The organism is Calditrichota bacterium (assembly GCA_013151735.1).
Lineage (GTDB): Bacteria > Zhuqueibacterota > JdFR-76 > JdFR-76 > BMS3Abin05 > BMS3Abin05.
The window spans coordinates 43,392-55,999 of sequence record JAADHR010000027.1 but is presented as its reverse complement, the minus strand read 5'-3'; the positions used below and the strand labels follow the sequence as shown (position 1 = coordinate 55,999).

General features: G+C 45.7%; 13 protein-coding genes. All 13 read right to left on the bottom strand.

Annotation, left to right across the window (positions count from 1 at the left end):
- Positions 1–341, bottom strand: a 341-nt coding sequence (locus GXO76_01980; GenBank protein NOY76618.1) for a histidine--tRNA ligase, incomplete at its 3' end; no start/stop codon positions are given.
- A 163-nt stretch (positions 342–504) separates the two neighbouring features.
- Positions 505–762 carry a DUF2007 domain-containing protein gene (locus tag GXO76_01975; protein NOY76617.1) on the bottom strand — a complete coding sequence of 86 codons (258 nt, stop codon included), beginning with the start codon at positions 760–762 and terminating at the stop codon, positions 505–507.
- 88 nt (positions 763–850) lie between these two features.
- Positions 851–1,192 carry a P-II family nitrogen regulator gene (locus tag GXO76_01970; protein NOY76616.1) on the bottom strand — a complete coding sequence of 114 codons (342 nt, stop codon included), beginning with the start codon at positions 1,190–1,192 and terminating at the stop codon, positions 851–853.
- Positions 1,193–1,207: 15 nt separating this feature from the next.
- Positions 1,208–1,678 (bottom strand): PTS sugar transporter subunit IIA, encoded by a 471-nt coding sequence (locus tag GXO76_01965; GenBank protein NOY76615.1) that lies wholly within the window; start codon positions 1,676–1,678, stop codon positions 1,208–1,210.
- 541 nt (positions 1,679–2,219) lie between these two features.
- On the bottom strand, positions 2,220–3,497 hold the full coding sequence (locus tag GXO76_01960) for an HlyC/CorC family transporter (protein ID NOY76614.1): 1,278 nt from the start codon (positions 3,495–3,497) through the stop codon (positions 2,220–2,222).
- Between the two features lie 17 nt (positions 3,498–3,514).
- A complete protein-coding gene (gene ybeY / locus GXO76_01955) occupies positions 3,515–3,949 on the bottom strand; it encodes an rRNA maturation RNase YbeY (protein ID NOY76613.1) in 435 nt (144 codons plus the stop codon).
- Entirely contained in the window at positions 3,918–6,185 is a 2,268-nt protein-coding gene (locus GXO76_01950; protein NOY76612.1) for an HDIG domain-containing protein, read from the bottom strand. The genes ybeY and GXO76_01950 overlap by 32 nt, the downstream gene beginning before the upstream one ends.
- A gap of 91 nt (positions 6,186–6,276) precedes the next feature.
- Positions 6,277–7,311: a PhoH family protein gene (locus GXO76_01945; protein ID NOY76611.1), complete on the bottom strand. Its 1,035-nt coding sequence runs from the start codon at positions 7,309–7,311 to the stop codon at positions 6,277–6,279.
- A 181-nt stretch (positions 7,312–7,492) separates the two neighbouring features.
- A complete protein-coding gene (locus GXO76_01940; protein ID NOY76610.1) occupies positions 7,493–8,338 on the bottom strand; it encodes a LysM peptidoglycan-binding domain-containing protein in 846 nt (281 codons plus the stop codon).
- A 38-nt stretch (positions 8,339–8,376) separates the two neighbouring features.
- Positions 8,377–8,736 (bottom strand): hypothetical protein, encoded by a 360-nt coding sequence (locus GXO76_01935; protein ID NOY76609.1) that lies wholly within the window; start codon positions 8,734–8,736, stop codon positions 8,377–8,379.
- 60 nt (positions 8,737–8,796) lie between these two features.
- Positions 8,797–10,596: an aspartate--tRNA ligase gene (gene aspS, locus GXO76_01930; GenBank protein NOY76608.1), complete on the bottom strand. Its 1,800-nt coding sequence runs from the start codon at positions 10,594–10,596 to the stop codon at positions 8,797–8,799.
- 331 nt (positions 10,597–10,927) lie between these two features.
- Positions 10,928–12,058, bottom strand: a complete 1,131-nt coding sequence (locus GXO76_01925) for an AgmX/PglI C-terminal domain-containing protein (protein NOY76607.1) — start codon at positions 12,056–12,058, stop codon at positions 10,928–10,930.
- Positions 12,059–12,095: 37 nt separating this feature from the next.
- On the bottom strand, positions 12,096–12,590 hold the full coding sequence (locus tag GXO76_01920; GenBank protein NOY76606.1) for a biopolymer transporter ExbD: 495 nt from the start codon (positions 12,588–12,590) through the stop codon (positions 12,096–12,098).
- Positions 12,591–12,608: the final 18 nt, after the last annotated feature.

Below are 12,608 nucleotides of genomic sequence, written 5' to 3'. Positions count from 1 at the left end.
CGAAACATCGGTGAAATGTACGAAAATTTTTGTACGGCTCCCCTGTTCCAGAGCGAATGTTGGATGTACGCACGAACAACAGAGGCTGTCATTTCAGGCCGCAGGGTCATGCTTTTTCCGCCGCGGTCTTCGAATGTGTACATTTCCTTTTGCACGATGTCTGTCGTTTCCCCTACCCCGCGCGCAAATAATTCGGTTTCTTCAAAAACAGGGGTCCGAATCTCTGAAAAATTGAATCGTTCAAATATCTTTCGAACTTCATTTTCTAAATAAAGCCACTGGTAAGATTCTTCCGGAAGGGCATCTTTGGTTCCGCGGGGTGTTTGAATTTTTTTTCCCATCGATCCTTTTATTCTTTACGGTTCAAATACAGTTGGCGCCTATCTTAACAAACACAAATATCAGAAATACACCAAACAAAATTGCCGCCATTACAAGACGGCGTTCTCATACTTACCTGAATCCGGATTGATGTTTCGGAGGTCCCGTGGTTCAACGAAACCGCTAAATATGATCCAGCATATCCGTCGATATTTCCCGACATCGGTCAAGATCCTTTTCCAGCACCCAGAGAGTTACCTTTCCGGGAGATGAGGTTCCGTAGCTTCCGGTTCCCAGAATCCCCACATCTTCCCCTTTAATAATGGAAGGAATCTCCAAATGATCCAAGACTTCTTTGACCATTTCAGCATAAAGCCGGCTGGGAAATGACTTTAAGCGAACCCATTTTTCTTCGGATGGTTTTTCTTTCGGAGAAGTCACTCCGTCACACTCCTTCCTTAAGGGGGTTTTACTTCCTGTTTCGTCCAAAAAACAGTCGTTTTTTTTGATTATGCGGTGCCTTTCCGCCTCAAACATTTAATTCGGAAGCCAATCCTTTGGCAAAATCAACCGGAAGTGTAAAGACAATCCCCACGCCGGGTTGGTCTAAATCTCCCATAATCTGTTCGATGGCATCGACGATTTGAGGGACCTGTTCATCATTCACAACCGAGAAAATGGTTTTGTTGTAGGGGCGATTTCCCGGAAGCACGCTCCTCAGTCCTGCGAAAATCGGGATTTCGAACGAGAGCAGGTGTCCCATTCCCACGCTGTCGATTACGGTTGCACCGTGGACATCCAATTCCAGAAAGGCCTCCAGAATTTCGTCCAGGTATTCTTCTTTGTTCAGAACCATGACAAATAGCTTCATCCAATGAAATCCGTATTAAATTTCAAAATATTTTTTTTCTTCATCCCGGATAAGCTGCATGGCTTCTTCCGCATCCCCTGCTTGCATAAGTTTTTCGCGAAACGTTTCCTTGCTTAAGAGACGCGAGGCTCGACTCAAGGCTTTTAGGTGAAGACCCGTCTCATTGGGCGGTGCAACCAACAAAAAAACAATATGAACCGGCTCTTCGTCAATTGCCTGAAAATCGATATTTTTATGGGAAATTCCCATGGTAGCCACAACCGTTTCTGCACTGTCTGTTTTCCCGTGTGGAATAGCAATCCCCTGCCCAACCCCGGTGCTCATTACTTTTTCCCGTTCCAATACCGCATTCAGAACCGCTTTCTTGTCAGAAATTTTCTTGTTTTTCTCCAACAAGTCCACCAGTTCTTCAATTACGGTTTCTTTTTTTGTCGTTTCCAGTGGAATTTTAATTAATTCCGGAGACAGTAAATCGCTTAATTTCATTAATGTTTCCTCCAATTTCCTTTGGTTTATAATTTAACAGATTTTTCGGAAAATTCCAATATAAATTTGGAATTATGAAGACAGGTTTAGTTTTTTAGCTTCTCAATTTTGAAGGGATAAAACCGTTCCATGAAAAAGGGGGGCTCCGCCGAGCCTCCTCCCTGCTCGCAGGGGAGAAGGAAACAGGGGACGGGTTAAAAAGAGGCTGTGTCTCATTTTCAAAACGGTCAATTTTTCCACCAAAAAACCGGGGAAACCGAAAATGAATTTTCCTGAAAATCCGGTAAAACCGAAAAGGGAACGTGTGAGGTACGTGGTTTAAGGTAATAAATGGGGGTTCATTTTTGTCTTACTCAGAGTCTGAAAATAAAGCACACATAGTAGCACACGCCGTGGAACAGATGTCCCGGCCAGAGAGCTGCTAAAACAACATCGCCCTGATTTTTTCAGCCTCAACACCCAAAAAATCAGTGAGATTTTCACGATCGCATTTTGGAATTTTCAGCAACCGATCGGCGTTTTTAAACAGCAACGGCCGTCTCTAATCCTTGGGCGGCAAATAAATTACCTTTACCTTGGCAATGCGCTGCCCTTCCAATTTTTCAATCTGAAATTTGTAATTTCCCCATTGTATGACTTCATTTTCTTCCGGAACATTGCCGGTAATATCAAAGATAAACCCCCCAAGCGATTCGTAATCCTCGTCTTCAGGAAGGGGTTCGGGAAAGATTTCATTAAATTCGGGAATATCGATTTTGGCATCAACCAGCCAGATATTTTCTGCAATTTTATTAAAAAGCGGCTGTTCCTGATCGTACTCATCTTGAATCTCACCGACAATTTCCTCAATGACATCCTCCAGAGTAACCAGCCCGGCGGTGCCCCCGTATTCGTCCACAACAATGGCCATGTGTGTTTTTTCCTGCTGAAATTCACGAAGAAGATCGTCAATTTTTTTGCTTTCGGGAACAAAATACGCGGGGCGCGCCAGTTTTTTGAGATTGGCCACGTTTTTGGAATCTATTAAATAGGGAATCAGATCCTTGGCGTGAATGATTCCCACGATATTATCAATTCTTTCCTCATAAATCGGAATCCGGGAATGCCCCGCCTTTTGAATCAGTTCCACCAGATCCTCAATTGGCGTGGTTGCCTCTACAGAAACCATATCGATACGCGGCACCATGATTTCTCGGACGGTCGTTTCACCAAACTCAAAAATGGAGTCAATCATTTCTCTTTCTTCTTCCTGAATGGTGCCTTTTTCTTCGCCCAATTCGATCAGAACCCGTAATTCTTCCTCCGACAAAAAATGTTCGCTTTTCTGGAGATGAAAAAGTCTGGAAAAAAAGAGGGTAAATTGCTCCAGAGAGGTTGAAACCGGATAAAATGCCAAATAAATCAGATCAATCCAAAAAACAACCTTTCGCGCAAATGCCACCGGGCGCTTCACGGCAAGCACTTTTGGCGTTATCTCTCCAAAAATCAGAATGAGAAATGTTACCACAACCACCTCAAAAAACATGCTCCAGGTTTCACTGAGATGGTACTGTTGAATCAATTTTACGGTCAAAATAGTGGCAATAACGGCCGAGCCGATATTTACAAGCGTATTCCCGGTGAGAATAGTAATGAGCAATTTCCGCTGATCATTCAGGAGGCGGACAATCTTTTTGGCCGAAGACGAGCGCTCGTCTTTCAGCTTTGCCAGATCGATTTTACTGATCGCGAAAAAGGCCGTTTCGGTGCCTGAAAAAAAGGCCGATAACACCAGTAAAAGAACAAAAACTCCACCAAAAATCAGATATGACGCATCCAAGTCGCCTGTTTTCCTCCTTATTCGTTCAAGAGTTTTGCAAGATAATCATTTTCTCTTGCAGTCATTTTTTGCTTTTTTTCGGGGCTGTCATCCTCCCAGCCCAGCAGGTGCAAAACACCGTGAATCACCAAGCGGTGAAGCTCGTTGCGATAAGACACGCCAAACTCACGGGCCTGCTCCCGGGCGCGTTCGAATCCGATATAAACCTCCCCCTCCACCGTTTTCCCGGGGTTCTCTTCCAGATTGAAGGCTATCACGTCCGTCGGGTAATCGTGGTTAAGAAAGGAACGATTCAACTCCCGAATCGAATCATTCGGCAAAAAAATAACGGAGATTTCTCCTTCCAAGCCGGGAGACTCTCCTCCGACAACGGTTTCTATGATTTTTACAACCTCTTGCCTTTTAATAGGGAGCCGATACTTATTTTTGAAGACTTTGATCCTCAGTTTCAACCCCTCTTTTTTTGGATGAAAGATCTTTCGATTTTTCGGATTTGTTTCCGGCTTTGGCCGATTTTTTCCCGGAAAGCATTTTTTCCTGTCCCGGATACTCAATTCGAGCATGGTGAACACCGATCAAAATCTTTTCAAAAGCCTCCCCGATTTTTCGGAGTTCCCGAACGGTTAGCGGACATTCGTCCAACTGCCTTTCTTCAAACTTTTCTTCAATCACCGAATGAATGGCATTCTTAATCTTGCCCACATTCACTTCCCGAATGGAGCGCGAGAGGGCTTCAACCGTATCGGCCAGCATAAGAATGCCGGTTTCACGCGTTTGCGGCTTTACACCCTGATACCGAAAATCAGCTTCGTTCACCGGGACGCCTTTGCTTTGCGCAAGGGCCTTCTCATAAAAATATTTCATGAGAGAGGTGCCGTGATGTTGGAGAATAAAATCCTTAATCGCAGACGGCAAATGGTACTGATTAGCGAATTCAATTCCCTTTTTCACGTGATTCTGAAGGATCAGGCTGCTGATTCTCGGCGCCAGGTTCTCGTGAGGATTTTTCCCGAATCGTTGATTCTCTATGAAATACTCGGGCATGTACATTTTCCCAATATCGTGGTAAAAGGCGCCCACTTTTGCCAGCAGGCTATTCGCACGGATTTCTTCTGCGGCGGCCTCCGCCAGGTTGCTGACCACAATGCTGTGGTTGTACGTTCCCGGCGCACGTACGGCCAGCATTTTAAGCAACGGATGATTTAAATCACTTAACTCAATCAATTTGTACTCGGAACATACGTCGAAAATTGAATCAAAAGCCAACAGCAAACCATAGGTGAGAACGGCCGAAAGCACTCCATTAATCAATCCGCCCACCCAGTCTTTGGCCAGCTCAGAAAATGCAACCTGCTGGGAAAGCCCCAGGAATACAAGCGAAAGGAAATAGGCGCCCCCCAAAAAGAATACGGAATTTGTCAGCCGCTTACGGTTTCGAAAAACCCCCACGCTCACCACGGCTACGGCCGAAACAAAAATGGAAATGACCAACAGACTGTAATCATTGCCAAAAAGTCCGGCTACAATAATACTGAGCGAGAACCCGGCCAGCAGACTGGTTCGATTGTCAAAATAGTAGGTAATCATCATCGGAACCACCGCCACAGGCACCAAATAGCGTGTAATTCCGGAATTCTCAACGAAAAATCCAATAATAATGACCAGGAGCATGGACCCAAAAATCATAATTAAGGATTTGTCGTTTTTGAATATTTTGGGGCGATACACAAAAATAAAGCTGACCAGCGGAAAAAGAGCCAGTAAAATAAAGAAAAAGATTCCCAGATAGAAGGTAAACAACTGCCAGAGCGGGTTGTTTGCATTCTTGTTTGCCTTGGCTTTTTCAAGAGAACGCAGGGCATCAATCTGTTTTTGCGTAATGCGCTGGTGCTTTTGAATGATGGTTTCCCCCTTCAAAACCTGTCCTTTCACCAGGGGGACACCACCGATGGCTTCCTGAATCAGACGTTTGGTCTTCTTTTCGTTGTAAATAACGTTGGGCTTAATCAGAGACGACAGCAGGGCATAGGCCGCATGAATCGAATCGCTTGCAGCGCCATACCGGGCGCGCAGCCGTTCGAGCAGCCGTTCCCGGGCATCCTTGAGATCGTAAATGTAATTCAGGCTCTTTTCAAAATGCTGATCCGAATCTTCGACGTAGATTCGCGTGTTGATTTTTCGGATTTCTTCTTTGGGACGGTCAATAATACCGATCGCGTAAATATCCTGAAGAATTTGGCGAACCTCATTTTCAAATTTGCCTTCGGCACGGGCTTTGGGAGTTAAAGCCAATTGCGAGAAAAATTTGGCTTCACTATCCGGTAAAACAATATTTTCGCGGCGGCAAAAACTCAGAATTTCGATCATCCGGATTGTATCCGAAACGCCGGAGGTGGAGAGGAGATGAATCTCATCAAAGAAGCGGTTCAGGCGATCCAATTGTTCCCGGGCAATTTTGGGATTCACAGAAAAAATGGGGAGGACACGGCGTCTGGCTTCTTCCCGGTCCCGTTTCAATTCCTGATCACTCTTGTAGATGTAAAAGGTGAACGGGGCTACAATATCGCGGTCCGCAATGGTGCCGGGGCGAAGATTGCGATACTGATTGAAATTTAGAGACGGGAAAAAAACGGTTGCGAGCACTGCAAAGACTAAAAGAATAATCAGTTGAATTTTATAACGGGACAACCACGAGCCATCCTCGTCGGAAGATTTTTCTGAGGCTGCAGCGGATTTTTTAGGAGGTTCCGCCGATTTTTTTGTTTGAAACAGGCGCATTTTAGTCTATCGAGCTTTCAGACACTTCGGAATGTTTGGATTCACGAACCGAAACCGGCATTTTAATGGATTCAGGGGCCGTATTTTTCTCAATACTCTGATCGTATGCATCGTACGCCTTAATAATCTCCCGCACCAGCCGGTGGCGAACCACATCCCGATCACTTAGATAAATAAAATCAATTCCCTCAATTCCGATCAGAATGTCCTGAATAAGAATCAGCCCTGATTTTTGTTTAACGGGCAAATCAACCTGTGTAATATCGCCCGTTATGATCGCTTTTGAATGAACCCCCAACCGCGTTAAAAACATTTTCATCTGATTGGGAGTTGTGTTTTGCGCTTCATCCAGAATAACAAAGGCGTTATTGAGGGTTCGGCCCCGCATGTAGGCCAGCGGAACAATTTCGATTTCCCCGCGCTCCATCATTTGGCGCAGGCGTTCTGCGGGAAGCATGTCGTAAAGCGCATCATAAAGAGGCCGTAAATAAGGGTCCACTTTCTCCCGGAAATCACCCGGAAGAAAACCCAGGCTTTCTCCGGCCTCAACGGCCGGCCGGGTCAGAACAATCCGGTTCACTTCATGAGCCTTTAAATGGGCAATCGCAATGGCCACAGCCAGATAGGTTTTCCCCGTGCCGGCGGGTCCGATGGCGAAGACGATATCGTTTTTGAGAGTAGATTGATAATACGCCAGCTGCCCTTTCGTTTTGGGACGAATGAAATCGGTTTTGGTGCTTAGAATAACCGACCCCAGGTCCTCTTCTTTTATCGGAACGCCCATGGACTTGACCAGAGAAATAAGGGTTTCCAGATCTTTTTCCGAGATTTTCCCGTTGCGATTAACAAGCAAAATTAATTCGGCGAAAAGCTTTTCCAATTGAGCAATTTCGGAGGGATCACCATCGAGGACCACATCCGTACCTCGAACGGTAATTTTGGAAGAAAATCGTTCTTGAATCAGCCTGAGGTTTGCATCTTGAAACCCCAAAAGGTGTAATTGATCAACTCCTTTTATGGAAAATTTTTTTTGCATATTTTGGGAAGTGTGTCTCCTTTGTCTATTTTATTCTCTTAAAAAATAATACAATAAATTTTCAAGATTTGCAAGATTTATTTTGGAAATGGCAGCAGCCCGGTCTTGTTCCTCAAATAACAAAAACCCGTTCCAAAAGTTGAAACGGGTTTTGTAAATCGGGACTAATTTTGGAAGCGGACTATTCTTTCGGAATAACCAGAACCTCGTACGGATAAATCAGGTTTTTGTCCTTAATAATGGATTTGTTCGCTTCGTAAATCTTCGTCCATTGAGTCGGATCACCCAGCGTCGCGCCGGCAATTTTCTTCAGATAATCACCCTTGGTCACAACATATTCGTTGGGGCCGGTTTTGCGGACAATCTTCAAATTCCAATCCGGATAAATCAAATTGGGATTCTTAATCATTTCGCGATTGTAGGTGTAAATCTTCATCCACTGGTAGGGATCGCCGTAGATGTCCGGTTTTTTGGAAATTTTCCATAAATAATCACCGCGAACGACGGTGTAGGTATCGAAAATCGACTTAGGCAGTTTGCTTTTAACCTGCATTAATTTGCCCTCGATGGCCGCGAGCAAATCCTGCATTTCGGTTAAATTGGCAATCTTGCTTTTTTTCGCTTCATCCAGCTTCTTTGCGATTTCATCAATCTCTGCCCGTTTTTGGAACAACTCTTCAGATGAAAGAGAGCTCAGCCCATCCAACTGGCTTTCCAGATCCTTTAACGACTGACGATACGCATCGACACCGTTTTTATCGGTACCTAAAAGTGCGTAGATTTCCTCCCAGGTCTTGTCAATTTCATTTTGGGTTGTCTGGATTTCACCCTTCAATGCATCAATGTCCTTCTGCAGGGTAGCAATTTGTGCCTTCGCATCGGCTTCGGTTTTTTGCCATTTTGCCAATTCAACTTTATAATCGTCCAATTTCATTTTAACTTTTTCCTGGGCGTAGCTAAAGTTGGCCATAGCACCAAGCACAACGATTGCGACCATGGCTGCTGCTAAAATCCGGTTAAGTTTCATAAAATCTCATCACCTCCTGATCACATTTATTCAGTGCATTATTCGGATTTACTCAAACGCTCTTTTACAACCTCTTTTTCCTGTTTTACCTTCTCCAATTCGGCCTTTTTTGCATCCAACTTTTTCTGAAGTTGGGCTTTTTCAGCCTGCAAATCCGATACCTTCTGCTGGGCACTTTTTGCAGCCTGTTTCGTTTCCTCAAGCGTCTTTAATTGTTCATCATTTGCATACCGTGTACAACCCGTCAGCGTAATTGACGCCACAAATAACCCGGCCATGACCAACACAGCAAATTTTCTAAACCATTTGGACATTGGGACAACACCTCCTTTTTCATTTATTAGACATAAATCACGGAATGTTAAAACAATATTAACAAAAAAAACAATAATTGTCAAGGAAAAAATGCATTTCAACAAAAAATAACAGGATTTTATGAAGAATGATTTTTGGAAAAATCACCCCTCATCCGGCGGTGGCGTGTCCTCTTCTCTCTCCACAATTTGAATTCCAAGCTCCTCCAATTGGGAAGGATCCACTTCTGAAGGCGCACCATCCATCAGAGAAATGGCGCTGGTTGTTTTGGGAAAAGGAATGACATCCCGAATGGATTTTTCACCGGCCAGAATCATCACCAGACGGTCGAATCCAAAGGCAATTCCACCGTGAGGGGGCGCACCGTATTCAAACGCGTGAAGCAAAAAACCAAATTTTTTCTCCGCCTCCTCTGTTGAAATGCCCAGGAGTTTAAACATTTTCATCTGAATATCTTTTCGGTGGATACGAATACTTCCTCCGGCAATTTCGTTACCATCCAGCACCAGGTCGTACGCCCGGGCCCGGATTTCCCCCGGCTCCTTTTCCATGGATTCAAAATCTTCCTCCTTGGGCGAGGTAAAGGGGTGGTGCATGGCCACGTAACGTCCCTGTTCTTCATCAAATTCCAGAAGCGGAAAATCGACCACCCACAGAAGTTTGTGACTGGCTGTGTCAATCAGATTTAATTTTCGGCCCAGATGCAGGCGCAGAGCGCCCAATGAGCGGTACAAAACCTCATCCTGATCGGCAATAAGAAGAAGCACATCTCCCGGTGCGGCCCGGAATTTTTCAATGAGTTTTGCCTGTATTTCCGCCGATAAAAATTTGGAGACAGACCCCTTCAAGGTTCCCGATTCCACTTTTAACGGAAAGGTTCCTTTGGCTCCGAAAGACATCACAAACCGGCCCCATTCATCCAGTTGCGAGCGGGAGAAAGAGCCGCCTCCGGGAACAGCAATTCCGGCGATATTTCCGCCGGAGGCAACGGTAGAAGAAAAGACTTTAAAATCTGTTTGGCGCAGTAAATCCGTTACGGTTTGAATTTCCATTCCAAAGCGGAGGTCGGGTTTATCCACCCCAAAGCGCCGAATGGCTTCACTGTAAGATATCCGCAAAAACGGGCGCTCGAGAGTCTCGCCCAGCACGTCCTGAAAGATTCTTTCCATTAAGCCTTCAACAACCTCAAAAATATCGTCTTCCTGAACGAACGACATTTCCACGTCGATCTGGGTAAATTCGGGTTGGCGGTCGGCGCGCAGATCCTCATCCCTGAAACAGCGGACAATTTGAAAATAGCGGTCGTAACCGGCCACCATCAAAATCTGCTTGTAGGTTTGGGGAGATTGAGGCAGGGCATAAAACTTCCCCTTGTGGAGTCTGCTGGGCACCAGGAAATCCCGTGCGCCTTCCGGGGTACTTTTCATCAGATAGGGCGTTTCGATTTCCACAAAATGATTTTCATCGAAATAGCGGCGGACAATTTGTGACACCTTGTGCCGAAGCAGAATATTCCTTTGCACCTCCGGCCGGCGCAGATCCAGGTAACGATATTTGAGCCGCAATTCCTCCGAAACATCCACGTCCGCAATGATCTGGAAGGGGGGCGTTTTGGCTGCATTGAGTATTTTCAGCGCATCGGCGCGTATTTCCACCTCACCCGTGGCCAACTTCGGATTCAGGGAGTCTTCGGGACGGCTTGCCACCAGTCCCTGAACGGCAATCACAAATTCAGGCCGAAGCTCTTTTGCCTTTGCGTAAACCGACTGGTTCATTTCCGGATTGAAAACAATTTGGGATTTCCCATACCGATCCCGGATATCGATAAAAATCAACCCGCCGTGGTCGCGCCTGCGATCGACCCATCCCATCAGGGTAACCGTTTCGCCCACATGTTTTTTACGAAGCTCGCCGCAGGTGTGCGTGCGTTTCCATCCTTCCAATTTTTCAGACGTCAACCGATCCTCCACAATCCATTAATCCTTAAAAATATTGGCATATAATATACGCATTCCACGAAACACAATTCAAGTATTATTTTTCGCCCTCCGCAAAAATGCCGTCTTTTTGATTGATTTTGAGATACGTCCCGTCGCAAACAAAAAAGCCCCGGATCCAATCCGGGGCCAAGCCAGTGAATTTTTTGTTCCTGATGAATATCCTTTGGGTGCAGGATGTTCAAAGTGATCGTATTAATGAGTTTGGTCTGAAAAGCCTTTTCCCGCGAATTTCACAAATTAATTTTATTGAAATTAAACCCGCAACGGCCGTGGCTTAATATCCGAAAATGTAATCCTGCCGGAACACGGCATCGCCTTTTGAGGGATCGACCGGGCCGAAATCGCGCCAGCGCCGAATCTTGCTGACAATACAGCGTTCCACACTCGAATTGTTCAGCGTCGATTCAATAACGGTGACTTTTCCAACGCTTCCATCCGGGTGGATCACAAAACGAACCGAAATTTTTCCTTTGAGATTCGGATTGGTTCGAAGGGCGCGCTGGTAACAGTACTCGATAGCCGCTTTGTGAGAATTAATCACGGCCAGAACACTTTGCGCACTGCGTCCGCCGGATTTCCCGGCTTCGGCTTTTACGTTTGCGGATTTAAACAGCTTCATTTTTGTTTTCTTCCGCACGGATGTTGTTTGCGCCTGTCCCAAACCTGTTACAATATCGCCGATGGCGGCACCCGCTCCGGTGGCCCGGCCTCCTCTAACGCGGCCGCTGCCTCCTTTTCCGACACCTTCCGATGCGCCGGAGGTTTTAATCCCACCAATATTTGAAAGAATTTTGTCCAAATTTTTCCCGCTTGTCTGCCCCGCATCATTCCCCAGGACATCTCTTACGGCTTCGCCCTGCGCGGCCTCTCCTGTACCCGTTAACAGGCCCAACAGTCCCTTTTTACTCACTTCCTGTGAAATCTGACGGGTGCTTCTGGATCGGGCCGCCACGCGCTCCTTTGCCGTAGCTGGACCCTTTGCACGACTGCCTGCAGATGTTCCACCGGATTTTGCCTCGGCAGGCGGCTGCTCCGCCACCTTTTTCGATTCTTCTTTCTTGCCTTCGACGTTCTTTTTCGCCACTGCCGATTCCTTTACAACGGAGGATTTCTTCTGTTTCTGATAAATGAAGTTGGCATAATGTTCCTGAATCCGCCGAGCCGCATTTTCCGAAATCTGATACGGGAGATTGGAAAGATAAATCATAAGAATCGTATTAAAGAGAAATGTCGCCAGAACAATCCCCCAAAACCGCCGATCCATTTTCTGCAGCGCGTGTTTTTTGTACCGATCCGGATCGATGATGAGGGTTTCAGTGTTCTTTGGAACGCTCTTTTTCTCTTCCACAGTGGCTACGTCACTTCCATTGTCAAATGGAGAAAGATTTTTATTTTTATGTTTCATATCCAGACTCGTTTTTTGGTTTGATTCGTCCAATGAATTACCCTTGGCTATGGTACACCAAAAGTCTCATGTTTGGATACTCCGAACGGCCGCAGGTGGCCATAATTTTAACGAGGACCTTATAGGGCAAATCTTTATCACCCTGAATAATCACTTTCCCGGTAAAGGGTGTCCCATATTCTTCTTCCGCTTTTTGCGCTTCTGTAGCATATTTTTTCAATTCGTGTGCCAGAGCCGGAATAACCAGGCTCCGTTCCGAAAGCACATCCGAAATTTTGGCCACCGGTTTGTCGTTCAACACAACCCATTCCTTGGAAACTTTCAGATCGAGAGCCACCTCCGCATGTTTGTTGACCGAAGAATTCGGCAGGGTCAGATCCTGAGAGGGTTGAATCATTTGCCCTTCACTGGAATACACTTTTAATAAAAAGACCAGGATAATGGTGAACATATCCATCATTGAGGTCAGATTCAGTTTTACTTCACCACTACCGGTACCATGCCTTTTTATTCGAGAAGGGATAAAGGCCATTTGTTACTCCGTTCTTTA